Raw genomic sequence first — 26,402 nt, forward strand, 5'->3', positions numbered from 1 at the left:
GTGCCGGGTTGAGCGGCAGCGTACTGGACGATGGATCACATCGCCGGGGGCGCTGGTCAGCTTCCGGGACACGGCCGCCGGTCGACTGGTCGGGTGTTGCTGCGCCATCAGGACGGCGTGCGCGGTGGTATCTTGATCGGTCTCCTCTGGGCTTGGCTTGCCATGGCGCATGCGACGTTTTGCTATCCTGGTTCCATCGCCTTGAGTCCGTCACCTTTCCGCGCATTTCATTGCCTGACGCGGCGTTCGTCCGCGCTTCCTGGAGTTTTCCGTCATGATCGGTCTGGTTCGCGCCGTCACAATCTGCGCAACGCTTTGCCTTGGGCTGGTTTCAGCGCAGGCTGCTGACAAGGCGTTCAAGCGCGACGACCTCGCCGATTCCGCGATCAAGCTGGAGGCCCAGATCAAGAGCGAGGCGGGCCCCGTCGCAAAGACCAACGCGACACTGCGTACGGATGCCGACGCCGCATTCCGGCGCAGTGATTTCCGGACCGGCTTGTCGGTGCTCGGCCAGATCGCAGCCACCACGCCTGAAGATACCGGCAACTGGCTGCGGCTCGCCAAGGTCATTTTCCAGATCTCGCCGAAAAGCTCGAGCGAGCAGACGTTCCTCCTGGAGCGTGCCTCGACCGCCGCCTACATCGCCTATCAGCGCGCCGGCAACGCGAGCGAGGAGGCCGACGCGCTCGCGGTGCTCGGCAAGTCGCTGGCGGAGCGCAAGCTGTGGCGGCCGGCGCTGGATGCGCTGCGGCTGTCGCTCGACATGCGCGAGGTCGCCGACGTCCGCGGCCAATATGAGAAGATGCGCGACGAGCACGGCTTCCGCCTGCTCGACTATACCGTGGACTCGGACTCGGCCAGCCCGCGCGCCTGCTTCCAGTTCTCGGAAGAACTCGCAAAGCGGACGGATTTCGCGCCGTATCTCGCCCTGGCGGGCCAGGACAAGCCGGCGCTGTCAGCCGAGGGCAAGCAGCTCTGCGTCGATGGGCTGAAGCACGGCGAGCGCTACAACATCAATTTGCGCGCAGGACTGCCATCCACGGTGAAGGAGGGGCTGCCGAAATCGGCCGAGTTCAACGTCTATGTGCGCGACCGCAAGCCTTTCGTGCGCTTCACCAGCCGCGCCTATGTGCTGCCGCGGACCGGCCAGCGCGGCATTCCCGTGGTCAGCGTCAACACGCCCGCGGTCAACATCAACGTGTTCCGGATCGGCGACCGCAATCTGATCAACACGGTGGTCGACAGCGACTTCCAGAAGACGCTGTCGAAATATCAGCTCAGCGATCTCGGCGGCGAGCGCGGCGTCAAGGTCTGGACCGGCGAGCTTGCGACCGCGATGACGCTGAACCAGGACGTCACCACCGCATTCCCCGTCGACCAGGCGCTCGGCGAGCTCCAGCCCGGCGTGTACGTGATGACGGCCGCCGCGAAGGGCCCGGGCTCGGACGACGATTATCAGCTCGCCACCCAATGGTTCATCGTCTCCGATCTCGGGGTCACAGCCTATTCCGGCAATGACGGCATCCACGTTTTCGTCAATTCGCTGGCTTCGACCGATCCGGTCGGCAAGGCCGAGGTTCGGCTGCTCACCCGCAACAACGAGATCCTGGCCACCCGCAAGACCGACGACTCTGGCCACGTGCTGTTCGAGGCGGGGCTCGCGCGCGGCGAGGGCGGCTTGTCGCCTGCGATGCTCACGGTCACGGGCGAGAAGGCCGACTACGCCTTCCTCAGCCTCAGGACCTCCGCCTTCGATCTGTCCGACCGCGGTGTTTCGGGCCGCGCGGTGCCTGTGGGCGCCGATGCGTTCGTCTATGCCGAGCGCGGCGTCTACCGCTCCAGCGAGACCGTCTATCTCACCGCGCTGCTGCGCGACGGGCAGGGCAATGCCGTCACCGGCGGGCCGCTGACCCTCGTGATCGAGCGCCCCGACGGCGTCGAATTCCGCCGTGCCGTGCTGTCCGACCAGGGCGCCGGCGGCCGCACACTGTCCGTGCCGCTCAACTCGGCCGTGCCGACCGGGACCTGGCGGGTGCGCGCCTTCACCGACCCGAAGGGCTCGTCGGTTGGCGAGACCACCTTCATGGTCGAGGATTACGTCCCCGATCGGATCGAATTCGACTTGTCCGCCAAGGACAAGCTGATCAAAGCTAACGCTCCTGTAGAGCTTAAGGCCGACGGTCATTTCCTCTATGGCGCGCCGGCCTCGGGCCTCCAGCTTGAAGGCGACATGCTGGTCGCGCCCGCGAGCGAGCGTCCGGGTTTTGCCGGCTACCAGTTCGGCGTCGCCGACGAGGAGACCACCTCGAACGAGCGCACGCCGCTGGAGAACCTGCCCGAGTCCGACGCCAACGGCGTTGCCACCTTCCCGGTGATGCTGGACAAGCAGCCGGCCTCGACGCGTCCGCAGGAGGCGCAGATCTTCGTCCGCATGGTCGAGACGGGGGGGCGCGCCGTCGAGCGCAAGATCGTGCTGCCGGTCGCGCCCGCGACCGCCATGATCGGCATCAAGCCGCTGTTCGGCGACAAGAACGTCGCCGAGGGTGACAAGGCCGAATTTGACGTCGTGTTCGTCTCGCCCGAGGGCCAGACGCTTCGCCGTGACGGCCTGCGCTACGAGCTCCTGAAGATGGAGTCGCGCTACCAGTGGTACCGCCAGAACAATTACTGGGAATACGAGCCGGTCAAGTCGACCTCGCGCGTCTCTGATGGCGAGGTCACGATTGCCGCCGACAAGCCGTCGCGCGTTTCTCTCAATCCTCAGCCCGGCCGCTACCGGCTTGACGTGAAGTCGAACGACGCCGACGGCCCGGTGACCTCGGTGCAGTTCGACGTCGGCTGGTATTCCGACGGCAGCGCCGATACGCCGGACCTGCTGGAGACCTCGATCGACAAGCCGCAATATGCCTCGGGCGACACCATGACCGTGTCGGTCAACGTCCGCAGCGCCGGCAAGCTCACCGTCAACGTGCTCGGCGACCGTTTGCTGACGACGCAGACCATCGACGTCAAGGAAGGCACCGCGCAGGTCAAGCTTCCGGTCGGCAAGGACTGGGGCACCGGCGCCTATGTGGTGGCGACGCTGCGCCGACCGCTCGATGCGGCTGCGCAACGCATGCCGGGCCGGGCGATCGGGCTGAAATGGTTCGGCATCGACAAGCAGACCCGCACGTTGCAGGTGAAGCTGACGCCGCCGGCGCTGATCCGGCCGAACGCGATGCTGAAGATCCCGGTCAAGCTCGACGGGCTCAATCCGGGCGAGGACGCCAAGATCGTCATCGCCGCGGTCGACGTCGGCATCCTCAATCTCACCGGCTACAAGCCGCCTGCGCCGGACGACTATTATCTCGGGCAGCGCCGCCTGAGCGCGGAGATCCGCGACCTCTACGGGCAGCTCATTGACGGCATGTCCGGCACGCGCGGACAGATCAAGTCCGGCGGCGATGCCGGCGCTGGCGAATTGCAGGGCTCGCCGCCCGCGCAAAAGCCGCTCGCGCTCTATTCGGGCATCGTGACCGTCGCCGCCGACGGCACCGCGGAGGTAGCCTTCGACATTCCGGAGTTCGCCGGAACCGCGCGCGTGATGGCGGTGGCGTGGACCGCGACCAAGGTTGGCCGCGCCAACACCGATGTCGTGATCCGCGATCCCGTGGTGCTGACCACGACCCTGCCGCGCTTCCTGCTCAACGGCGACCACGGCACGGTCAATCTCGAGATCGACAATGTCGAGGGGCAAGCCGGCGACTACGTCATCAACGTGAAGGCGGGCGGCCCGGTGAAGATGACCGGCAATCCCGCGACCACGGTCAAGCTCGCCGCCAAGCAGCGCAATTCGTTTGCGCTCGCCATCGATGCGACCGCGGCGGGGCAGGCGACGCTCGACGTCGACATCAAGGGACCGAATGGCCTGGCACTGGCGCGGCACTATGCGCTCGACGTCAAGGCGGCGACGCAGGTTCTGGCGCGGCGCTCGATCCGGACCCTGGCCAAGGGCGAGAGCCTGACGCTGACGTCGGACATGTTCGGCGACCTCGTCCCGGGCACCGGCAGCGTCTCGGTCTCGGCGAGCCTGTCGACCGCGCTCGATGCGGCGACGATCCTGAAAGCGCTCGACCGCTATCCGTATGGCTGCTCGGAGCAGATCACCAGCCGCGCCATGCCGCTGCTCTATGTCAACGACCTCGCGGCCGGCGCGCATCTGGCCATGGACACCGAAGTCGACCAGCGCATCCGCGATGCGATCGAGCGGCTGCTGGCGCGCCAGGGCTCGAACGGTTCGTTCGGCCTGTGGTCGGCCGGCGGCGACGATGCCTGGCTGGATGCGTATGTCACGGACTTCCTGACCCGCGCCCGTGAAAAGGGCTTTGTGGTGCCGGACGTGCTGTTCAAGAACGCGCTGGATCGTATCCGCAACTCGGTGGTCAACGGCAACGAGCCGGAGAAGGACGGCGGCCGCGACCTCGCCTATGGCCTCTACGTGCTCGCGCGCAATGGCGCGGCGCCGATCGGCGATCTCCGCTATCTCGCCGACACCAAGCTCTCCAACCTCGCGACGCCGATCGCGAAGTCGCAGCTTGCGGCGGCGCTGGCGCTGGTCGGCGACCGCAACCGTGCGGAGCGGGTCTATGGCGCGGCACTCGACTCGCTCGCGCCAAAGCCGGTGCTCGAATTCGGCCGCACCGACTACGGCTCGCAGCTTCGCGATGCGGCGGCACTGGTCTCGCTGGCCAGCGAAGGCAACGCGCCGAAGGCGACGCTGACGCAGGCGGTGTCGCGGGTCGAGACCGCGCGCGGGCTGACGCCCTACACCTCCACGCAGGAGAATGCGTGGCTGGTGCTGGCGGCGCGCGCGCTGGCCAAGGAAAACCTCTCGATCGAGGTCGACGGCCAGCCGGTCAAGACCGCGCTCTACCGCAGCTACAAGGCAGCGACCCTGGACGGCAAGCCGCTGAAGATCACCAACACCGGCGACGCGCCGGTGCAGGCGGTGGTCTCGGTGTCGGGCTCGCCCGTGACGCCGGAGCCGGCGGCGTCGAACGGCTTCAAGATCGAGCGCAGCTACTTCACGCTCGGAGGCAAGCCCGCCGACATCAGCAAGGTCAAGCAGAACGACCGCTTCGCCGTGGTGCTGAAGATCACCGAGGCCAAGCCGGAGTACGGCCACATCATGGTGTCCGACTATCTGCCGGCGGGCCTCGAGATCGACAATCCGAAGCTGGTGTCGTCGGGTGACAGCGGCACGCTGGACTGGATCGAGGACGGCGAGGAGCCTGAGGATACCGAGTTCCGCGACGATCGCTTCACCGCGGCGGTGGACCGTGCCTCGGATTCCAAGGCGGTCTTCACCGTCGCCTATGTCGTGCGCGTTGTCTCGCCCGGCAAATACGTGCTGCCGCAGGCCTATGTCGAGGACATGTACAACCCCTCGCGTTACGGCCGCACCGGAACGGGCACTGTCGAGGTGCGGGCTGCGAAGTGAGTGATGGCACGATGAGTGAGGTAGACAAGGGCGGCTGCGGAGCAGGGCGCGGTGTTATGCGTGCCCTCTCGGCCGCCGCGCTGACGTTCGTCCTCACCATCGGCGCCTTCGTCGGCTGGGTCTACTCCCTCGGCCCGCTGCCGCTCGACGAAGCGCGCCAGGTGTCCACCACAATCGTCGACCGCAACGGCAAGCTGCTGCGCGCCTACGCCATGGCCGACGGCCGCTGGCGGCTGCCGGTCGAGGCCAAGACCAACGTCGATCCGACCTATTTGAAACTGCTGCTTGCCTATGAGGACCAGCGCTTTTACGCGCATAACGGTCTCGACCCGCTGGCGCTGGGGCGCGCCGCGTTGCAGCTCGCGACACGCGGTCACATCGTGTCGGGCGGCTCGACCATCACCATGCAGCTTGCGCGCCTAATGGAGCCGCGGCGGCAGCGTTCGCTCTATGCGAAGCTGCGGCAGATGGTCCGTGCGATCGAGATCGAGCGAACGCTGAACAAGGACGAAATTCTCGATCTCTACCTCGCGCTGGCGCCCTACGGGGGCAATCTCGAGGGCATTCGCGCCGCCTCGATCGCCTATCTCGGCAAGGAGCCGAAGCGACTGTCGCTGGCCGAGGCCGCGCTGCTGGTGGCGTTGCCGCAATCGCCGGAGACACGCCGGCTCGATCGCCATCCCGAGGCCGCGCATAAAGCCCGTGACCGCGTGCTCGATCGCATGGTCGAGGAACACCAGATCAGCCTCGATGATGCGAACCAGGCCAGGCTCGTACCGGTGCCGAAGCTGCGCAAACCGATGCCGATCCTGGCGCCGCATGCCTCCGATGCGGCGCTTGCGACGGTCAAGGACGCGCCAATCATCAAGCTGACGCTGGACGCGAACTTGCAGAAGGTGCTGGAGCCGCTCGCGCACGACCGCGCCCTTGCGTTGGGTACGAACATCTCGGTCGGCATCATCGTCGTCGACAACGAGAGCGGCGACGTGCTCGCGCATGTCGGCTCGGCCGACTATTTCGACGAGAGCCGGGCAGGGCAGGTCGACATGACCCGCGCGATCCGCTCGCCGGGCTCGACGCTGAAACCGTTCATCTATGGGCTCGCCTTCGAGGACGGCTTTGTTCATCCCGACAGTTTGATCGACGACCGGCCGGTCCGCTTCGGCTCCTACGCGCCGGAAAATTTCGACATGACGTTCCAGGGCACCGTGCCGGTGAAGAGGGCGCTGCAGATGTCGTTGAACGTTCCGGCGATCGTGCTGCTCGACCGCGTCGGCGCGAGCCGGCTGGCGTCGCGGCTCCGACAGGCCGGCGGCAATCTGGTGCTGCCCAAGGACGAGGCGCCGGGGCTTGCCATGGGCCTTGGCGGCGTCGGCGTGACACTCCAGGATCTCGCCCAACTCTATGCGGGCTTCGCCCGGCTCGGCACCACCAGGCCACTGCGCGAAATCATGACCGGCAGGGACGACCGCGAGCCGCTGCGGCTACTCGACCAGGTCGCGGCCTGGCAGGTCGGCAACGTCCTTCTCGGCACCCCGCCGCCGGAGAATGCCGCCCACAACCGCATCGCCTTCAAGACCGGTACGTCCTATGGCTACCGCGACGCCTGGTCGGTCGGGTTCGACGGGCGCATGACCATCGGCGTCTGGGTCGGCCGTCCCGACGGCGCGCCGGTTCCCGGCCTGATCGGACGCGTCGCTGCAGCGCCGATCCTGTTCGACGCCTTCGCCCGGACCGGCAAGACGCTGACCCCGCTGCCGAAGCCGCCCAGGGGAACGCTGGTTGCCAGCAACGCCAAGCTGCCGCTGCCGCTGAAACGGTTCCGTCCGGTCGGGGACCTGGTGCGGACTGGCAGCGAGCAGGCGCTGCACATCCAGTTCCCGCTGAACGGCTCGCGGATCGACGTCGATCGCTCCGGCGGCGAGGGGAGCGCAGCCATGCCCGTGAAGGTCGCGGGCGGCGTCCTGCCCATGACCGTCATGGTTAACGGAACGGCGCTCGGCGAGATCGACGGACGCCGCCAGCGGCTGATCGATCCACCCGGTCCCGGCTTTGCGCGGCTGACCGTGATTGATGCCACTGGCGCCGCGGACACAGTTGTCATTCGAATTCAATGACGCTGCCTTAAGCGGTTGTGGCGATGGCGGTTTCAGCGTAAGCGGAACCAATGGCCGAGACCTATCCCAGCCCTCGTTTTGGAGCGCCCCGCGAGCCGAAATCGCCCGTCAATCCGGGCAGCCGGCTCGTGTCCATGCTCGACATCGTCACGGCCAGCCATGCCCGCGCCGTCGGCTTCATGCTGCTGTGCGCGCTGCTGCTGTTCCTGCCCGGCTTCTTCACGATTCCACCTGTCGATCGCGACGAGGCGCGCTTTGCCCAGGCGACCAAGCAGATGGTCGAGAGCGGCGACTATGTCGACATCCGCTTCCAGGAGGACGTCCGCTACAAGAAGCCGGTCGGCATCTACTGGTTGCAATCGGCTGCGGTTGAAGCCGCCTCGGCGCTCAAGCTACCGAAGGCCGAGTTGCGCATCTGGGTCTATCGGCTGCCGTCGTTGATCGGTGCGATCGGCGCCGTGCTGATGACCTATTGGGCGGCGCTCGGCTTCGTCACGCGGCGCGCCGCGGTGCTGGCCGCGCTCCTGATGTGCGCCTCCGTGCTGCTCGGCGTCGAGGCGCGGCTTGCGAAGACCGACGCGATGCTGCTGTTGTGCGTGACTGCCGCGATGGGAGCGATGGCGCGGGCCTATCTGTCGTGGCAGCGCGCCGAGGACGAGACCCATCCGCCGTGGAGCTGGCCCGCGATTTTCTGGACCGCGCTCGCCGTCGGCATCCTGATCAAGGGCCCGCTGATCCTGATGTTCGCAGGGCTCACCATCGTCGCGCTCGCGATCCAGGACCGCGATGCCTCCTGGCTGTGGAAGCTGCGCCCGCTCTGGGGCCTGATGTGGATGCTGGTGCTGGTGCTGCCCTGGTTCGTCGCGATCTTCTGGCGCGCGGGCGATGCCTTCTTCGCCGATTCCGTCGGCGGCGACATGCTGAGCAAGTTAGGGGCCCAGGAATCCCACGGCGCGCCGCCCGGCCTTTACCTCGTGCTGTTCTGGGTCACGTTCTGGCCCGGCGCGCCGCTCGCGGCGATGGCGGCGCCGGCGGTCTGGCGTGCACGGCGCGAGCCGGGCGCGCAGTTCTTGCTGGCCTGGCTGGTTCCGTCCTGGATCGTGTTCGAGGCGGTGCTGACCAAGCTGCCGCATTACGTGCTGCCGCTGTACCCGGCGATCGCGATCCTCACCGTCGGCGCGATGGAGCGGAGCGTGCTGTCGCGATCCTGGTTGATGCGCGGCTCGGCCTGGTGGTTTGCGATCCCGGCGCTCGGCTCGATCATCGCCGTGGTCGGCGCGGTCGTGCTGACGCGGCAGCCGGCCTTCGTCGCCTGGCCGTTCATCGCGGCCTCGCTGATCTTCGGTCTGTTCGCCTGGTGGCTCTACGACAACAACCGCGCGGAACGCTCGGTCCTCAACGCGCTGGTCGCAGCCCTGATGCTGGCGGTCGTGGTCTACGGCATCGTACTGCCGTCGCTGACGCCGCTGTTTCCGAGCATCGAGGTCGCGCGCGCCCTTCGCAACGTCACCTGTGTCGGGCCGAAGGCCGCCGCCGCCGGCTATCACGAGCCGAGCCTCGTGTTCCTCACGGGCACGCCGACGCTGCTCACCGACGGCTCGGGCGCGGCGGATTTCCTGCGGCAGGGAAGTTGCCGTTTTGCGCTGATCGAGCAGCGTTCGGAACGCAGCTTCGCGCAGCGCGCCGAGGCGATCGGGCTGCGCTACAAGGTCGGCACGCGCATCGACGGCTATAATTTCTCGCAGGGACGCGCGATCTCGATCTCGATCTTCCGCTCGGAAGGCACCGAGTAGGATGCCCGGTACGACCGACATCGCGCAGCGCCCGGGCTATCCCGCGCAACTGCTCGCCGTGGCGGGGCGTGCGCTTGCGCAGCTTGTCCGCTCGCCCTCGCATTCGCGCCGCGCCGAAGCCGCGCGAAAGCTGGCGCGGCATTCATTGTGGCTCAGCGCGGCAGGCGCGGCCCTGATCGTCGCGCTGATGCTCGCGTTCGACCAGACCGAGATCCAGCTGATGCCGGCGCGCGGGACGCCCTCTCTGTGGCCGATCCGCATCCTCACCGATTTCGGCAAGGATGAGAATGTGCTCATCGTGCTCGGGATTGCGCTTGTGACCGTTGCGCTCGTTGCGGCCGGGCTGCACGGCACCCGCCGCACGCTGCTGCTCGGCCTCGGCACGCGGCTCCAGTTCATGTTTCTGTCTGTTGCCCTGTCCGTGTTCGTCGCCGAGATACTGAAATATCTCATCGGCCGCGGACGTCCGTTAGTCGGCGGCAAGCCCAATCCGTTCAACTTCATCCCGTTCGAGGGAACGGGGGCTTATGCCAGCCTGCCGTCGGGCCACGCCGTGACGGCGTTCGCCTTGGCGTTTGCAGTCTCGGCACTGTGGCCGCGCCTGCGCGTGTTCATGTTCACTTACGCAATCGTGATCCTGCTGACGCGGCTGGTGCTGCTCGCGCATCATCCCAGCGACGTCGTGGCCGGCGCCCTGGTCGGCATGGTCGGCGCCATGGCGGTACGCTACTGGTTCGCGGCCCGGAGGCTCGGCTTTGCGATCCGTGCCGACGGCACCATTGTGCCTCTTGCAGGGGCGGTCTCGGGCGGCCTCAAAAGGGTTGCCCACGGGCCATCCGCCCCATAAAAGCGGCTGCCTGCCGGGGCGCCCGGTTCCCCAGGGGCAGGCCAATTCCAACCACGAGCTTTCGATTTGTCGTCGTCCCAGCCTTCGGTTTCCCAGCCTGCGGTTTCCATCGTCGTTCCCGTGCGCAACGAAGCCGACAACATCGCTCCCCTGATCGCGGAGATCGGCGCGGCGCTCGACGGCCGCTGGGCCTATGAAATCATCTACGTCAATGACGGTTCGACCGACGCGACCGGCGAACGGCTCGGCGCGATCATGAAGCAGCGGGACAATCTGCGCCAGCTTCGCCATGCCAGGTCAGGCGGTCAGTCGGCGGCGGTGCGCAGCGGCGTGCGTGCGGCGCGCGGGGCGATCGTGGCGACGCTCGACGGCGACGGACAGAACAATCCGGCCTTCCTGCCCGACCTGATTGCGGCGGTGGAGAAGGGCGCCCATGTCGGTCTCGCCGCGGGCCAGCGGGTCGGGCGCAAGGACACCGGCTTCAAGAAATTCCAGTCGCGCGTGGCGAACAAGGTCCGCAATGCGATCCTGAACGATGGCACACGCGACACGGGTTGCGGACTGAAGGCGTTCCGTCGCGACGTCTTTCTGGCGCTGCCCTATTTCGACGGCCTGCATCGCTTCCTGCCGGCGCTGGTCCGCCGGGAAGGCCACGAGATCGCCTATGTCGACGTGATCGACCGGCCGCGCCACTCCGGCGTGTCGAATTACGGTTTCTTCGACCGATTGTGGATCGGCATCATGGATCTCGCCGGCGTGTGGTGGCTGATCCGCCGCAAGAAGCCGACACCGGATGTGACTGAGGTGACGGCATGATCATCCAATACGGTCAGGCGCTGAGCAATTATTTCTACGACGTCTTCGTCGCCAAGTTCGATTTCTGGTTGGCATTCGGCCTCGTCGCGCAGCTGTTCTTCACCGCGCGCTTCCTGGTGCAGTGGATCGCGAGCGAGCGGGCCGGCAACAGCGTGGTGCCGGTGGCGTTCTGGTTCTGCTCGATGGGCGGCGGGCTGATGACGCTGGTCTACGGCGTCGTGAAGCGCGAGCCAGTGATCATCCTCGGACAGTCGCTCGCGACCATCATCTACGTCCGCAACATCATGCTGATCTGGAAGAACCGCGGCCGCACGTCGAAAACGCTGGAGCGCTGACCAGGAACCTTAGCGCGGCAGCGCCGACGCCGCGCCCGATGCGGGCAGGGCGGCGGTCTCCGTCTCAGTCCTGCGATACGGCTCGCCCGCGGCATCCAGCACGGGATAGGCGACCGAGCAGATGTGCGAATGGATCCGGCGCAGGTCGCGCAGCACGTCGAGGTGCAGCGACGTGGTCTCGATGGTTTCGGGGCGGCCCTCGCGCAGGCGGTCGAGATGGTGCTCGACGGCGGCGAGCTCGGCGTTCTTCAGCGTGGTCTTCTCCACCAGCAGCTTGCCTGCCTCGTTGGCATCGCCCGACATGAAGACGCCGAAGGCGATCCGCAACGATTCCATCGTTCGCTTGTGGAAGGCGGCGAGTTCGTCGGCGCCCTCGGCCGAGAACTGGAAACGGCGCTTGATCTTCTTGGTCGCAAGCTCGCTCAGACTCTTGTCGATGATGTCGCCGATATGCTCGAGATTGATGGCGAAGGAGATGATCTCCATCGCGCGCCGTCCCTCGCTCTCGTCGAGGCTGCCGCGCATAAGTTTCGTCACGTAGAGCTTGATGGCTTCATCCAGGCCGTCGACCACATTGTCCATCTTCGTGACCTGGTCGACCAAGGTGCGGTCGCCCGTCATCATCGCGGCCATGACCTTGCGCAGCATCACCTCGACGAAGTCGCCCATCCGCAGCGTCTCGCGGGCGGCATCGGCGAGCGCCAGTGACGGCGTCTCCAGTGCGCTCTCGTCGAGATAGCGCGGCCGGGCCGGATCGTCTTCCTGGACCCGATCGGGCAGCAGCCGGGTCAGGAGCCGGGACATGGTGTCGAGCAGCCCGATGAAGATGACGGCGGTGCCGACGTTGAAGGCGATGTGGAAGGCTGCCGTCATCCTGGCGAGATCCGGCTGCCATGCGTGCATGTGCGCTGCGATCCCGTTCAGGAACGGCAGAACCAGCGCAATCCCGACCACGCGGTTGACGAGATTGCCGAGCGGCAGGCGATAGCTGGCGGGATCGTCGCGCCTGGCGCCCTCGAACACGGGATTGATGGCGCTGCCGAGATTGGCGCCGAGCACGAGGGCCAGCGCTGCATAGGGCGTGATGAACTGCGAATAGGCCAGCGACATGATCAAGAGCACGCTGGCGACACTCGAATGGACGGCCCAGGTGATGAGTGCGGCGATCACGATGCACAGAATGGGATCGCCGGTGATGGCCGACATGATGACGCGGACGCCGGGCGCGTTCTCGGCCGGAGCCAGCGTGTCGAGCAGGATGTGCAGCGACAGCAGCATCAGGCCGAGGCCGATGAGGACGCGGCCAATGTCCTTGATGCGCGAGCGCGGACCGGAGCGGAAGGCGACCAGCCCGAGCACGAACAGGACAGGCGCGATGGCTGCGATGTTGAACGACAGCACCTGCACGATCAGCGTCGTGCCGACATTGGCCCCCAGCATGATGGCGAGTGCGGCGGCGAGGCTGACGAGTCCTTCTGCTGCGAACGAACTGGTGATCAGCGCGGTCGCGGTGCTGCTCTGGAGCAGCGCGGTCAGCCCGAGGCCGGCGGCGAACGCGTTGAAGCGGTTGCCGAGCGCCCTGCCGAGCAGCCGCCGCAAATCCGGGCCGAAGGCGCGCAGAATTCCGCTGTGGACCATGTGCAGGCCCCACAGCAACAGCGCCACGCCGCCCATCAGATCGAGCAGAACCAACGTTCCCATGCTCCGTGTCCGGATTGGAGTCGATTGGTGAGGCTAGCGCCAAATTTCAGCGGATCAACCCTTTGTTGGCGCGTGGGCGTCAACGCCCTTGGGCGGCTGCGCGTTCCCCGGGACGCGGTGCCGCGTCCTCAGGCGGAATGCCTTGTGAGCAGGCTCACATTGCCGCTTTGAGGGCAGCGAAACCGCGGTCGAGATCGGCCTTGAGGTCGTCGGTGCTCTCGAGCCCGATGTGGAGACGCAGGGTAGGGCCGCCCGGCGCCCACTTGGTCGCGGTGCGATAGCCGTCGCAGTCGAAGGGAATCGCAAGACTCTCGAAGCCGCCCCAGGAGAAGCCCATGCCGAACAGCTTGAGCGTGTTCAGCATGGTGTCGACGGCCTCCCGTGGCGCCGGCTTCAGCACGATGCTGAACAGGCCCGAGGCGCCCGTGAAGTCGCGCTTCCAGATCGCGTGCCCCGGATCGGTTTCGAGTGCCGGATGCAGCACGCGCGCGACCTCGGGCCTGGCTGCGAGCCAGCGCGCCATGTCGAGCCCGGACCGATGATGCTGCGCGAGCCGTACCGACAGGGTGCGCAGGCCGCGCAGCGCCAGGAAGACGTCGTCCGGACCGGCGCAGACACCGAGCAGGCGGATGCCTTCGGCCACCATCGGCCACGCCTTGGCGTTGGCCGAGACGGTGCCGAACATGATGTCGGAATGGCCGCCGATATATTTGGTCGCGGCCTGCATGCTGATGTCGACGCCCTGCTCGAGCGAGCGGTGGTAGAGCGGCGTCGCCCAGGTGTTGTCGTCGATGACGAGCGCGCCGCGCGCATGCGCGATCTCGGCGATGGCGCGGATATCAGGCATCTCGAACGATTGCGAGCCCGGCGCCTCCACCAGCACCGCACGGGTGTTCGGCTTGAACAGCCTGTCGATGCCGGCGCCGATCATCGGATCGAAATAGGTGGTCTCGATTCCGAGGCGGGCGAGCATGGCGTTGCAGAAATTGCGCGAGGGCCGGTAGACGTTGTCGCAGACCAGGAGATGATCGCCGGTCTTCAGCACCGAGAGCAGGGTGGTGGAGATCGCCGACAGGCCCGACGGCACGATGCCGACGCCGGCGCATTGCGGCCCCTCCAGCGCCATCAGCGTCTCCTGGAAAGCCTTGGTGGTGGGGGAGCCGTGGCGGCCATAGGTGAACTCGCCGCGATGGGCATGGAGGTCCTCGGCGGTCGGATAGAGCACGGTCGAGCCGTGGAACACCGGCGGATTGACGAACCCCTTCTGCGCCTTGGTGTCGCGGCCGGAGGTGACCAGCCGGGTCTCGGCCTGCTGCTCGGTGGGGTGCGAGGAATCCATGCGTCTGCTTTCAAAACCGCGTTTCCGCTTGGCGCGAGGCGACCTTGCGGGCCGGCCGGAGGCCGTCCTCGTTAATAACAGATCACAGAAGAGTCCCGTCAACCCCTTGACCCGGCTCGCCAGTCGTTCTGTGATGCGCAGGTGCTATTCAGTCGCCGCATGTTGAGGGGCCTGCTGCGACCTTCGATCCATCGCCTGACCGGACCTTGCGCCATAGCCATAAGCGGCGGGCGCCTCTCGGCGGGGATTAAGGTGTGGCCTCCCTGGATCGGCGGGTGTTCGGCAAGGTTTCCAGCATGACTCTTGCAAGGCTGGTCTTGATACGGCTAGCCCTGGCAGAGACGATCCCAAAGATAACGTTCCTGACCTTGAGACGACTTTGAAAGGCCCAAAGCCCATGAAACGCGTAACCCTGGCTCTCACTCTTGCTCTCGCCGCCGGCCTCTCCGCCCAAGCCGCCGATGCCCAAACGCTCAAGACCATCAAGGACCGCGGCATGCTGGCCTGCGGTGTCAGCCAGGGCCTCCCTGGTTTCTCCTCGCCCGACGACAAGGGCAACTGGACCGGCCTCGACGTCGACGTCTGCCGCGCGATCGCGGGCGCGATCTTCAACGATCCGACCAAGGTCAAGTACGTGCCGCTGTCCGCCAAGGACCGCTTCACGGCGCTGCAATCCGGCGAAGTGGACGTGCTGTCGCGCAACACCACCTGGACCCTCTCGCGCGATACCTCGCTCGGCGCCAACTTCACCGGCGTGACCTATTATGACGGGCAGGGCTTCATGGTGAAGAAGTCGCTGAAGGTGAATTCGGCGCTCGAGCTCAACAGCGCCTCGGTCTGCGTCCAGACCGGAACCACCACAGAGCAGAACCTCGCCGACTACTTCAAGGCCAACAACATGAAGTACGAGGTGATCGCGTTCGGCACCAACGACGAAACCGTGAAGGCTTATGAGGCCGGGCGCTGCGACGTCTTCACCACCGACCAGTCGGGCCTGTACGCCAACCGCCTCAAGCTCGCCAACCCCGGCGATCACATGGTGCTGCCGGAAATCATCTCGAAGGAACCGCTCGGGCCGATGGTTCGCCACGGCGACGACCAGTGGTTCGACATCGTGAAATGGACGCTGTTCGCAATGATCACCACCGAAGAGCTCGGCGTGACCTCGAAGAACGTCGACGAGAAGGCGAAGCAGGAAAACCCGGAGCTGAAGCGCGTGCTCGGCACCGACGGCAATTTCGGCGAACAGCTCGGACTGACCAAGGACTGGGTGGTGCGCATCGTGAAAGCCGTCGGCAATTATGGCGAGGTGTTCGACCGTAACGTCGGCGCCGGCTCGCCGCTCGCCATCAATCGCGGCCTCAACAATCTCTGGAACAAGGGCGGTCTCCAGTACGCGCCGCCGATCCGCTGATCCCGCCTGATAGCGGCGATGAGCACCGAGGCCCGAAAACCGCCGACCCAGATCGCGCTGAAGATCAGGCGCGTGCTGGGCGGCAAGACAGGCTGGAACGGCATCGCCGTCCAGTTTGTCTTCGCTGCGGTCCTCGGCTGGATTGCCTATGAAATCGTCTCCAATGCCCGCGCCAACCTCGAGAACCAGCACATAGCCGCAGGGTTTGGCTTCCTCAGGAACAATGCCGGCTTCGACGTCAACCAGACCCTGATCTCCTATACCGGCTCGGACACGTTCCTGCGCGTGTTCGTGGTCGGGCTCCTCAACACGCTCGTGGTCTCGGTGGTGGGCATCTTCTTTGCCACCGTGATCGGATTCATCGTCGCGCTGTGCCGGCTGTCGCCCAACTGGCTGCTGTCGCGCATCGGCGAGCTCTATGTCGAGATCATTCGCAACCTGCCGCTGCTGTTCCAGATCCTGTTCTGGTACCTGGCGGTGCTCGCGGCCTTGCCCAATCCGCGGCAAAGCATTTCGCTGTTCGGGCTTGCCTTCGTCAGCAATCGCGGTCTCGTCATCCCGCGCCCGATCGGCGAGAGCGGCTTCGAGGCGTTTGTTGTGGTGCTGGCGCTCGGCATCGTGGCTTCGCTGGCGCTCCGCGTCCATGCACGCCGGGCGCTGTTCCAGCGGGGCCAGGTGATCCGCATCTGGCCCTACGTGCTGGGCCTTCTGTTCGGCCTTCCGCTCGTCACCATGCTGATTTTCGGTCTGCCCTTCAGCTTCGAGCTGCCGCAGCTCAAGGGCTTCAATTTTGCCGGCGGCTCGCGGATCATCCCGGAGTTCGTGGCACTGACGCTGGCCTTGTCGACCTACACGGCCTCCTTCATCGCCGAGATCGTGCGCGCGGGCATCCTCTCCGTCCACAGCGGCCAGATGGAGGCCGGATCCTCGCTGGGCCTGAGCCGCGGCACCACGCTCCGCCTGATCGTCGTGCCGCAGGCGATGCGCGTGATCGTTCCGCCGTTGACCAACCAGTATCTCAACCTGACCAAGAACTCCTCCCTGGCGGTCGCGATCGGCTATCCCGACCTCGTCTCCGTGTTCGCCGGCACGTCGCTGAGCCAGACCGGGCAGGCGATCGAGATCATCGCCATGACGATGGGCGTCTATCTCCTGATCTCGCTGCTCACCAGCGCCGTCATGAGCGTCTACGGTTGGCGCGTCAGCCGGAGCCTCGGCGCATGAGCGATATCACCTCGTCCAGTTTCGTCCGCCAGGACCTTCTCAATGAGCGTCCCGCGCCGGTGAAGACCACGGGCTTCATCGGCCTCGTGCGCACGCGCCTGTTCAACTCGCCGACCAATATCCTGCTCACGATCGTCGGCGCCCTGCTGCTGTGGTTCACCATCATTCCCAGCGTCAAGTTCCTGATGGTCGATGCGGTCTGGACCGGTCATGATCGCACGGCATGCCTGACCGAGACCGCCGGCTTTGCCGTCGGTGCCTGCTGGCCCTACATCCAGGCCAAGCTGCCGCAACTGATCTACGGTTTCTATCCCGAGGCCGAACGCTGGCGGGTCAACCTCACGCTCGTCCTGGCGGCGGTTCTGCTGTTGCCGTTGCTGATTCCGCGCCTGCCGTCGAAAGGACTGAACGCCGGCCTGTTTTTCTTCGCTTTTCCGGTGGTTGCATTCTTTCTGCTGTACGGCGGCGGCATCACCGGCTTCGGCCTGAGCTGGACGGCCGGCCTGCTGCAATTGTTCGACGACAGTATCATCGGCGCGGGGCGGGCCGTGCTCGCTCTCAGCAAGAGCTCGGCCATCGGGCCGCTGCTGTGGGTGGCCGGCAATCTGATCGTGCTGGTCGGTACCGCGATCTACTGGCTGATCTTTCCGCTGACCTGGCTCCGCGACCAGCTCCAGGGGACGGGACAGTCGGTCTGGGCCGATTTCGCCATCACGGCCGCGATCGTGTCCCTGATCGCCTTCGTTCTCGGCGGCGGCGTTCGCACCGGCGGGCGGGCGCTGACATCCAGCATCGCCACCTTCGTCGCCATTGCGATCGTGATCAAACTGATGGGTCTCGACCACGGCGGATTGCCGGTCGTCTCGACAAATCTGTGGGGCGGCCTGCTGGTGACGCTAGTGGTCTCCGTCACCGGCATCGTCACCTCGCTGCCGATCGGCATCGCGCTGGCGCTCGGCCGTCGCTCGACCATTCCGCTGATCCGGATCTTCTCGATCGCCTTCATCGAGTTCTGGCGCGGCGTGCCGCTGATCACCGTGCTGTTCTTCGCGACCTACATGCTGCCTCTGTTCCTGCCCGGCAATTTCACGATCGACGGATTGGTGCGCGCGCTGATCGGCATCGCGCTGTTCACCGGCGCGTATCAGGCCGAGAACGTCCGCGGCGGGCTGGCTGCGATCCCGCGCGGGCAGGGCGAGGCCGCGGCGGCCCTCGGGCTGTCCTGGTGGAAGACGACCTCGCTGATCGTGCTGCCGCAGGCGCTGCGTCACGTCATTCCGAACCTCGTCAACAGCTTCATCTCGCTGTTCAAGGACACCTCGCTGGTCTCGATCGTGGCTCTGTTCGACCTGCTGGGCTCGCTCCGGGCGTCGTTCTCGGACCCGAAATGGTCGACGCCGTCGACCGCGTTCACCGGTTTCGCCTTCGCAGGCATCATCTACTTCATCTTCTGCTTTGGAATGTCGCGCTACTCGCTTTTTGTCGAGCACCGCCTCAATGCTCACCGCCGCAACTGATCGAGCTCACCATGTCCGACCCCATCGTCAAGATTTCCGGCCTGAACAAATGGTACGGCGAGTTTCACGTGCTGCGCGACATCGACCTCGATGTCCACAAGGGCGAGCGCATCGTGATCTGCGGCCCCTCGGGCTCGGGCAAGTCGACCTTGATCCGCTGCATCAACGCGCTCGAGGAGTTTCAGGAAGGCGAGATCGTCGTTGACGGCATCGAGCTCGGGCCGAACCTCAAGCATGTCGATGCCGTGCGCCGCGAAGTCGGCATGGTGTTCCAGAGCTTCAACCTGTTCCCGCATCTGACCGTGCTGGACAATTGCACGCTGGCGCCGATCTGGGTACGCAACATCCCCAAGAAGGACGCCGAGGCGGCCGCAATGAAATTCCTGGAGCGGGTCAAGATTCCGCACCAGGCCAACAAGTTTCCGGGGCAGATGTCCGGCGGCCAGCAGCAGCGCGTCGCGATCGCGCGCGCCCTGACCATGAACCCGAAGGTGATGCTGTTCGACGAGCCGACGTCGGCCCTCGACCCCGAGATGGTCAAGGAGGTGCTGGACACCATGGTCGACCTCGCCGAGGAGGGCATGACGATGCTGGTCGTGACCCACGAGATGGGCTTTGCCCGCGAGGTCGCCAACCGCGTCGTGTTCATGGATGCCGGCCAGATCATCGAGGCCAACACCCCGCACGAATTCTTTGCCAGCCCGCAACACGCCCGCACAAAACTGTTCCTGAGCCAGATTTTGCGGTGAGCACCGGCTATTCGCTGGAATCGCCGGTCTAACTGACCGGTCAGCTTGGCACCATGCGAATCAGCCAGTCTCTCTTCGGGCCATACTCCGGAGAGAGACCTTGCAGGGTAGTGTCGGCGCGCGCGCATACCAGAACGCGCGCTTGGAAAAGAAGCTGAGGAAGCAGGCGGACGCCGTTATGGCCGTCGCGATTCAGGCGCTCGGGCAGGGCAGGTACGCGGAGGCCGAGACACTCTGCCGCCAGATTGTGCAGGAAGTTCCGGATCACTTCCACGCCACGCACCTGCTCGGCCTGCGCGCGTACGACGGCCGGCGGCTGGAGGAGGCGCGACAACTGCTGGAGCGCGCGATTGCGCTCGATCCGCGCTCGCCCGACGCCCATGGGAATCTCGGGATCGTCTATTTCGATCTTCAGAAATTTGAGGCCGCCCGCGCAAGCCAGGAGAAGGCCATCGCGCTCAAGCCGAATTGTCCGATCACCCTGACCAATCTCGGCAATACGCTGCTGCACATGGGCCTCGGCGAGCAGGCGATCGGACTGCACGACCGCGCCATTCATCTGAGGCCGGACTATGCCGATGCATTTTGTAATCGTGGCATGGCGGAGCTGACGATGGGTCAGTTCGAGCGCGCCGAGGCGAGTTTCGATCGCGCCCTGTTGTTTCAGCCGCGTCATGCCGAAGCGATCGCCGGCAAGGGAATGGTGTGCATCGAGCTCCGGCACTACGAAGAGGCGGCGGCCGCCCTCGCGGCAGCGCTCGCGATCAAGCCAGGTTCACCGAGGATTCTGGTGCAGCGCGGACGGCTCAATTTGATCCTGTCCCGGCACGAGCAGGCGGCAGCGGACTTCGATGCGGCGCTGGCGCAATCGCCGAGGCTTGACCTCGCGCTGCGCTGGAAGGCGCAAGTCAACATTCTCCTGGGAAACACGGCGCAGGCGATTGCGGCGGTCAAGACCATGCTCGAGGAAAATCCGCGATCCGACATCGGAATGACGCTTCTGGCTTCCTGCTACGTGAACCAGGGAGACATCGCGACGGCGCTCGCGCACGTCGACGCGGCGCTGGAAATCTCGCCGGACTATCCGGATGCCATCGGATACAAGATCTTCCTGCTGGATTATCTGCCGGAGGCCGATTTCGTGGTCCAGCAGGCGGTGCGAAGATCCTGGGGCGATGCGATCGGCGCCAAACTGAAGCAACGGGCGTTGTCGCCCCGCAAGCTCGATCCGGACAAACGGATCGTGATTGGATATGTCGCTTCCGAATTCAGGAACCACTCGGCCGCGTTCGCTCTGTTCCCGGTGCTGCGCCATCATGATCATGCCAGGTTCGAGATCGTCTGCTATTCCTGCTGGCCGTTGCAGGATGAGGTTACCGAGAGATTCAAGTCTCTCGCAGACGTCTGGGTCGATGCCGGGCAGCTTTCGGACGACGAACTGGCCGATCGTATTCAGTCCGACGGGATCGATATTCTGATCGACGTGTCCGGGCATACGACCGGCAACAGGCTTCCTGTTTTCGCCTGCAAGCCGGCCCCCATCCAGGTCACGGGTTTTGGACACGCCACAGGGACCGGCCTTCAGACCATGGACTACGTGCTCGCCGATCCAATCTTCATTCCGGAATCGGCGCGCCATCTGCTTGCCGAAAAGGTCCATGATCTGCCGTGCCTGATCACGATCGAGCCGATTATGGATATGCCCCCATCGGAGCTTCCCATGGTCCGCAACGGCCATGTGACCTTCGGCGTGTTCAACCGCATCTACAAGATTTCGGACGAGGCCATCCGCGTCTGGTCGAAAGTGATGCGAGAGGTGACCGGATCGAAGATCGTCATCAAGCACGGGCTGCTTGACGATGCATTGCTGCGCGACAGGCTGATCGCGCGGTTCGCGGCCGAGGGCATTGCCGAGGAGAACGTCATCTGCCTGGGCTCGACCTCGCGCCGCGAGCATCTGCTGGCGTTTGCGAATGTCGACATCTCACTCGATACTTTCCCGCAAAACGGCGGCATCAGCACCTGGGAATCCCTTTATGCTGGTGTTCCGGTCGTCGCCAAGCTCGGCAACGGTTCCTCGTCGCGCGCCAGCGGCTCCATCGTGGCCGCCGTCGGCCTCGACGACTGGGTCGCCGGGGATGACGAGGGCTATGCTGCAATCGCCTGCAAATACGCAGCGCAGCCTGACCATCTGGCGAAGTTACGCGCGGAGTTGCCGGCTCGGATCGCAGCTTCGCCCGCCGGCAACGTCGAACGCTACACGCGCGAGGTCGAAGCGGGTTATCGCAAGTTCTGGCGCGACTATTGTGCCGCGGCCCCGGAAGGCGGAGATGCTGTGTAGGCCGGTCGGCTGTTCCAGAGCCAGATCCTGCACTGAGCACCGGGAAATTCCGGGGGTGCCGCCGGTTCTGCCGACCGGCCGGGAAGGCTTGCGAATCAGTTAGACTCATCCCGGGTCACCCTTCGGAGAGCAACCTTGCAGAGCAGCGCCGGCGCGCGCGCGTTCCAGAACGCGCGATTGCAGAAGAAGTTGAAGAAGCAGGTGGATGCCGTCCTCTCCGCCGCGGCAAGCGCCTATGGCCAGGGTAAATATGCGGAGACCGAGGCGCTCTGCCGTGAGATCCTGAAAGCGCTTCCAGATCATGTCGACGCCATGCACCTGCTCGGCATGTGCGCGCATGACGGCCGGCGACTGGAGGAGGCGCAAGAGCTGCTCGAGCGCGTGATTGCACTCGATCCGCGCCTGCATGATGCCCACAACAACCTCGCTACCGTGCATTTCGACCTCGGCAATTACGAAGAGGCGCGGCGGTGCCAGGAGAGAGCCATCGCGCTGAAGCCGAATTTCGCGGTCGCGCTGACCAATCTTGGCAACACGCTGATGCATCTGGGGCTGTATGGGCAGGCCCTCGAGCTGCACGAACGCGCCATCAAGTTGAAGCCGGACTATGCCGATGCGTTCTGCAATCGGGGCATGATCGAGATCCTGCTTGGACAAGTCGAGCGCGCGAGGGAAAGTTTCGAGCGCGCCCTGCTGTTTCAGCCGCGCCATGCCGAGGCAATCGTCGGCAACAGCATGGTCAGCATGGAACTCCGGCACCACGACGATGCGGCAGCCAAGCTTGCCATGGCGCTCGCGATCAAGCCCGGCTCGCCGCGAATCCTGGCTCAGCGTGGGCGGCTTAGCTACGAATTGCAGCGCGTGGAGCAGGCACTTGCGGATTTCGAGGCGGCACTTGCGATCTCGCCCAAGCTCGAACTAGCCCTCCGGGGCAAGGCGCAGGCCTGCCTCGTCGTCGGAAAGACCGCGCAGGCGATCGCGGCCGCAACGACCTTGATCGAGCGAAATCCGCGCTCCGAAATTGGGTTGGCGTTGATGGGCTTCGCGTATTCGAACCAGGGAGAGATGGACACCGCAATCGAATATCTCGATCGCGCGCTGGCGATAAGGCCCGACTATGGCGATGCGATCAGGGGAAAAATCTTCCTGCAGGACTACCGCGAGGAAGCCGATTTCGTGGTCCAGCAGGCGGTGCGACGAGACTGGTGGGACCTGATCGGCTCCAAGCTGCCGCGGCGGACGCTGCCGAAGCGGCCGCTCGATCCGGAAAAGCGGATTGTTGTCGGCTATGTCGCTGCCGAATTCCGGCAGCACTCGGCGGGGCTCTCTCTGCTGCCGGTGTTGCGCCATCACGATCACACGAAATTTGAAATCATCTGCTATTACACTTGGCCGGGAGCGGACGAGTATACCGCCATGTTCAAGCCAATGGCGGACGTCTGGGTTGACGCCTGGGGGCTTTCGGACGACGAGCTCGCCGATCGCATTCAGGCCGACAATGTCGACATCCTCATCGACGTATCGGGCCACACGACCGGTAACAGGCTGCAGACTTTCGCGCGGAAGCCGGCTCCGATCCAGGCCACCGGCTTCGGGCACGCGACGGGCACGGGCATGCAGACCATGGACTATGTGCTCGCGGATCCCGTTTTCATTCCGCCATCGGTCCGGCATCTGTTTGCCGAAAAGATCCACGATCTGCCGTGTCTGATCACGATCGAGCCCGTCTCGGATCAGCAGCCTTCCGAGCTTCCGATGCTCCGCAACGGCTATGTCACTTTCGGCGTCTTCAACCGCATTTACAAGATTTCGGATCACGCGATCCGTGTGTGGTCGCGCCTGATGAGCGAACTGCCGGGATCGAAGATCATCATCAAGCATGGTTTGCTCGACGATCAATTGCTGCGCGACAGCCTGGTCGCGCGCTTCGTGGCGCAGGGCATTGCCGAGGAGAGCATCACGTGCCTCGGCACCACCTCCCGCAACGACCACCTGCTTGCCTTTGGCCAGGTTGACATATCCCTCGACACGTTCCCGCAGAATGGCGGCATCAGCACCTGGGAATCGCTCTACAAGGGCGTTCCCGTCGTGGCCAAGCTCGGCAACGGCGCGTCCTCGCGTGCCGGCGCCTCCATCGTCGCCGCCGTCGGTCTCGGCGACTGGGTCGCCGAGGATGACGACGGCTACATCGAGATCGCCCGCAAGTTTGCGACGCAGCCCGATCATCTGGCGAAGTTGCGCGCAGATTTGCCGGCCCGGATCGCGGCCTCGCCCGCAGGCAATGTCGAGATCTACACGCGTGAGCTCGAAGCGGGTTACCGCCAGTTCTGGCGCGACTATTGCGCCGATGCCTCCGAACGCTGCGACGTTGCGTAGGCGAAGCCTGCGCCGAGCACCGGCATATCCCGGAGTTTGCCGGACCGGCTGAGCAGCCGGTCCTGGCTGCGAATCAGCTAGACTCCTCCCGGGCCATCCTCCGGAGAGAACCTTGCAGAGCAGCGCCGGTGCGCGCGCATTTCAGAATGCGCGATTGCAGAAGAAGTTGAAGAAGCAGGCGGACGGTATCATTACCGCCGCGGCGAGCGCCTATGGCCAGGGCAGATATGCGGAGACCGAGGCGCTCTGCCGCCAGGTCCTGCAAGCTGTTCCGGATCATTTCGACGCCACACACCTGCTCGGCCTGTCCGTGCAGCAGGGCGGACGCCTGGAGGAGGCGCAACAACTGCTCGAGCGCGCGATCGCGATCGATCCGCGTTCGCACGAGGCCTACAACAATCTCGCGGCGGTACACTTCGGCCGTCGGAAATTTGAGGCCGCCCGGACCTGTCAGGAGAAGGCGATCGCGCTGAAGCCGAATTTTGCGCTGGCCCTGACCGGCCTCGGCAATACCTTGCTCCACATGAACCTGCCCGAGCAGGCCATCGAACTGTACGATCGCGCCATCAGGCTGAAGCCCGACCATGCGGATGCGCTTTGCAATCGTGGCTTGGCGGAGCTGGCGCTGGGCCAGTTTGAGCGCTCCAGGCAAAGTTTCGATCGCGCTTTATTGTTCCAGCCGCGTCACGCGGAAGCGCTCGTCGGCAAAGGCGTAGTCGGTATCGACCTCAAGCATTACGATGAGGCCGAAGCCGCGCTCGCGGCGGCGCTGAAGATCAGGCCCGGTTCGGCCAAGGCTCTGGCGCATCGTGGGCGGCTCAATCTCGCGCTGTCGCGCCCGCAACAGGCGGCGGCGGATTTCGATGCAGCGCTTGCGCTTTCGCCCAGGCTCGAGGTGGCCTTGCAGGGGAAGGCGCAAGTCTCGCTCAGCATGGGCAATACGGCGCAGGCGATCTTGGCCTGCAACACCTTGCTCGAGGAAAACCCGCGCTCTGCGATCGCCATGACCCTGCTGAGCGCCTGTTTCGCAAACCAGGGAGAGATCGCGTCCGCGATCCGGCATCTCGACGCGGCGCTGGCAATCGCGCCGGATAATGCGGACTTGATCGCGCGGAAGATCTTCTTTCTCGACTATCTGTCCGAGGCCGATTTCGCGGTTCAGCAGGCTGCGCGAAAACACTGGGGGCAGGTGATCGGCGCCAGGTTCCCGCGAAGGGCTCTCTTACCCCGGCAGCTCGATCCGGAGCGGCGGATCGTGATCGGTTACGTTGCTGCCGAGTTCTGGTACCATTCGGCGGCGTTCACGCTGTTGCCGGTGCTGCGCCATCACGATCACGCCAAATTCGAGATCGTCTGCTATTCCTGCTCGCCGCGACAGGACGAGATGACTGCGGAATTCAAGGCGGCGGCCGACGTCTGGGTCGACGCCTGGCAGCTTTCGGACGACGAGCTGGCCGATCGCATTCAGGCCGACGGGATCGATATCCTGATCGATGTGTCCGGGCATACGACCGGCAACAGGCTTCCTGTCTTCGCCCGCAAGCCGGCCCCCATTCAGGTCACGGGTTTCGGGCATGCGACCGGCACGGGCCTTCAGGCCATGGACCACGTGCTCGCGGATCCGGTCTTCATTCCGCAATCGGCGCGCCATCTGCTGGTCGAGAAGGTCTTTGACCTGCCGTGCCTGATCACGATCGATCCCGTTCTGGATGTGCCTGCATCGGAGCCTCCCATGCTCCGCAACGGTCATGTCACCTTCGGCGTATTCAACCGCATCTACAAGATTTCGGACGAGGCTATCCGCGTCTGGTCCAAAGTGATGCGGGAGGTGACCGGGTCGAAGATCATCGTCAAGCATACGCTGCTTGACGATCCGTTGTTGCGCGACAGCCTGATCGCGCGGTTCGTGGCGCAGGGCATTGCCGAAGCGAACGTCACGTGCCTGGGCTCGACCCCCCGCGCCGAGCATCTGCGGGCCTTTGCCAATGTCGACATCTCGCTCGACACTTTCCCGCAAAATGGCGGCATCAGCACCTGGGAATCCCTCTATGCGGGAGTCCCGGTCGTCGCCAAGCTCGGCAGCGGCTCCTCGTCGCGCGCCGGTGGCTCGATCGTGGCCGCCGTCGGTCTCAGCGACTGGGTTGCCGACGACGACGAGGGCTATGCCGCGATCGCCTGCAAATACGCAGCGCAGCCCGATCATCTGGCGAAGCTGCGCGCGGAGCTGCCGGCCCGGATCGCAGCTTCGCCCGCCGGCAATGTCGAGACGTACACGCGCAGGGTCGAGGCGGGCTATCGCGAGTTCTGGCGCGATTATTGTGCCTCGGGTTAGCTGGGCAATCATCGCTGCGATC

Annotated in this window: 15 protein-coding genes; 13 read left to right on the top strand and 2 right to left on the bottom strand. The window is 65.1% G+C overall.

The window, feature by feature from the left end:
• The first annotated feature begins 274 nt into the window (after nucleotides 1-274).
• The 6 genes from JQ572_RS26480 (at nucleotide 275) to JQ572_RS26505 (ending at nucleotide 11,387) form a co-directional block, all read left to right on the top strand.
• Entirely contained in the window at nucleotides 275-5,479 is a 5,205-nt protein-coding gene (locus JQ572_RS26480; protein ID WP_211385767.1) for an alpha-2-macroglobulin family protein, read from the top strand.
• 11 nt (nucleotides 5,480-5,490) lie between these two features.
• On the top strand, nucleotides 5,491-7,596 hold the full coding sequence (pbpC, locus tag JQ572_RS26485; RefSeq protein ID WP_211385768.1) for a penicillin-binding protein 1C: 2,106 nt from the start codon (nucleotides 5,491-5,493) through the stop codon (nucleotides 7,594-7,596).
• Between the two features lie 50 nt (nucleotides 7,597-7,646).
• Nucleotides 7,647-9,389 carry an ArnT family glycosyltransferase gene (locus JQ572_RS26490; protein ID WP_211385769.1) on the top strand — a complete coding sequence of 581 codons (1,743 nt, stop codon included), beginning with the start codon at nucleotides 7,647-7,649 and terminating at the stop codon, nucleotides 9,387-9,389.
• 1 nt (nucleotide 9,390) lies between these two features.
• Nucleotides 9,391-10,236: a phosphatase PAP2 family protein gene (locus JQ572_RS26495; RefSeq protein ID WP_211385770.1), complete on the top strand. Its 846-nt coding sequence runs from the start codon at nucleotides 9,391-9,393 to the stop codon at nucleotides 10,234-10,236.
• 66 nt (nucleotides 10,237-10,302) lie between these two features.
• Nucleotides 10,303-11,052, top strand: coding sequence for a glycosyltransferase family 2 protein (locus tag JQ572_RS26500; protein ID WP_211385771.1), 750 nt, complete (start codon nucleotides 10,303-10,305; stop codon nucleotides 11,050-11,052).
• Nucleotides 11,049-11,387: a lipid-A-disaccharide synthase N-terminal domain-containing protein gene (locus JQ572_RS26505; RefSeq protein ID WP_211385772.1), complete on the top strand. Its 339-nt coding sequence runs from the start codon at nucleotides 11,049-11,051 to the stop codon at nucleotides 11,385-11,387. Before JQ572_RS26500 ends, JQ572_RS26505 begins: the two co-directional genes overlap by 4 nt.
• A gap of 9 nt (nucleotides 11,388-11,396) precedes the next feature.
• Here JQ572_RS26505 and JQ572_RS26510 read toward each other — a convergent pair whose 3' ends face one another.
• Both JQ572_RS26510 and metC read right to left on the bottom strand, forming a co-directional pair.
• Complete coding sequence (locus JQ572_RS26510; RefSeq protein ID WP_211385773.1) at nucleotides 11,397-13,088, bottom strand: Na/Pi cotransporter family protein; 1,692 nt, start codon at nucleotides 13,086-13,088, stop codon at nucleotides 11,397-11,399.
• 154 nt (nucleotides 13,089-13,242) lie between these two features.
• A complete protein-coding gene (gene metC, locus JQ572_RS26515; protein WP_211385774.1) occupies nucleotides 13,243-14,427 on the bottom strand; it encodes a cystathionine beta-lyase in 1,185 nt (394 codons plus the stop codon).
• A gap of 397 nt (nucleotides 14,428-14,824) precedes the next feature.
• Between metC and JQ572_RS26520 the strand changes: the two genes are divergently transcribed.
• From JQ572_RS26520 to JQ572_RS26550, 7 genes are all read left to right on the top strand, one after another.
• Entirely contained in the window at nucleotides 14,825-15,841 is a 1,017-nt protein-coding gene (locus JQ572_RS26520; RefSeq protein WP_211385775.1) for an amino acid ABC transporter substrate-binding protein, read from the top strand.
• 18 nt (nucleotides 15,842-15,859) lie between these two features.
• A complete protein-coding gene (locus tag JQ572_RS26525) occupies nucleotides 15,860-17,065 on the top strand; it encodes an amino acid ABC transporter permease (RefSeq protein WP_211385776.1) in 1,206 nt (401 codons plus the stop codon).
• Nucleotides 17,062-18,582 carry an amino acid ABC transporter permease gene (locus JQ572_RS26530; protein ID WP_211385777.1) on the top strand — a complete coding sequence of 507 codons (1,521 nt, stop codon included), beginning with the start codon at nucleotides 17,062-17,064 and terminating at the stop codon, nucleotides 18,580-18,582. Before JQ572_RS26525 ends, JQ572_RS26530 begins: the two co-directional genes overlap by 4 nt.
• A gap of 11 nt (nucleotides 18,583-18,593) precedes the next feature.
• Nucleotides 18,594-19,331, top strand: coding sequence for an amino acid ABC transporter ATP-binding protein (locus JQ572_RS26535; RefSeq protein ID WP_211385778.1), 738 nt, complete (start codon nucleotides 18,594-18,596; stop codon nucleotides 19,329-19,331).
• A 100-nt stretch (nucleotides 19,332-19,431) separates the two neighbouring features.
• On the top strand, nucleotides 19,432-21,672 hold the full coding sequence (locus tag JQ572_RS26540) for an O-linked N-acetylglucosamine transferase family protein (protein WP_211385779.1): 2,241 nt from the start codon (nucleotides 19,432-19,434) through the stop codon (nucleotides 21,670-21,672).
• A gap of 135 nt (nucleotides 21,673-21,807) precedes the next feature.
• Nucleotides 21,808-24,048 (top strand): O-linked N-acetylglucosamine transferase, SPINDLY family protein, encoded by a 2,241-nt coding sequence (locus JQ572_RS26545; RefSeq protein ID WP_211385780.1) that lies wholly within the window; start codon nucleotides 21,808-21,810, stop codon nucleotides 24,046-24,048.
• Nucleotides 24,049-24,160: 112 nt separating this feature from the next.
• Nucleotides 24,161-26,380: an O-linked N-acetylglucosamine transferase family protein gene (locus JQ572_RS26550; protein ID WP_211385781.1), complete on the top strand. Its 2,220-nt coding sequence runs from the start codon at nucleotides 24,161-24,163 to the stop codon at nucleotides 26,378-26,380.
• Nucleotides 26,381-26,402: the final 22 nt, after the last annotated feature.

Origin of the sequence: Bradyrhizobium sp. SZCCT0153, assembly GCF_018129995.1 — a bacterium.
Classification (GTDB): domain Bacteria; phylum Pseudomonadota; class Alphaproteobacteria; order Rhizobiales; family Xanthobacteraceae; genus Bradyrhizobium; species Bradyrhizobium japonicum_G.

Bases quoted from the DNA above. Each gene is read 5' to 3' on its own strand.
- JQ572_RS26480 (WP_211385767.1), top strand. From the start codon at position 275: ATGATCGGTCTGGTTCGCGCCGTCACAATCTGCGCAACGCTTTGCCTT.
- pbpC (WP_211385768.1), top strand. From the start codon at position 5,491: ATGAGTGAGGTAGACAAGGGCGGCTGCGGAGCAGGGCGCGGTGTTATG.
- JQ572_RS26490 (WP_211385769.1), top strand. From the start codon at position 7,647: ATGGCCGAGACCTATCCCAGCCCTCGTTTTGGAGCGCCCCGCGAGCCG.
- JQ572_RS26495 (WP_211385770.1), top strand. From the start codon at position 9,391: ATGCCCGGTACGACCGACATCGCGCAGCGCCCGGGCTATCCCGCGCAA.
- JQ572_RS26505 (WP_211385772.1), top strand. From the start codon at position 11,049: ATGATCATCCAATACGGTCAGGCGCTGAGCAATTATTTCTACGACGTC.
- JQ572_RS26510 (WP_211385773.1), bottom strand. From the start codon at position 13,088: ATGGGAACGTTGGTTCTGCTCGATCTGATGGGCGGCGTGGCGCTGTTG.
- metC (WP_211385774.1), bottom strand. From the start codon at position 14,427: ATGGATTCCTCGCACCCCACCGAGCAGCAGGCCGAGACCCGGCTGGTC.
- JQ572_RS26520 (WP_211385775.1), top strand. From the start codon at position 14,825: ATGAAACGCGTAACCCTGGCTCTCACTCTTGCTCTCGCCGCCGGCCTC.
- JQ572_RS26525 (WP_211385776.1), top strand. From the start codon at position 15,860: ATGAGCACCGAGGCCCGAAAACCGCCGACCCAGATCGCGCTGAAGATC.
- JQ572_RS26530 (WP_211385777.1), top strand. From the start codon at position 17,062: ATGAGCGATATCACCTCGTCCAGTTTCGTCCGCCAGGACCTTCTCAAT.
- JQ572_RS26535 (WP_211385778.1), top strand. From the start codon at position 18,594: ATGTCCGACCCCATCGTCAAGATTTCCGGCCTGAACAAATGGTACGGC.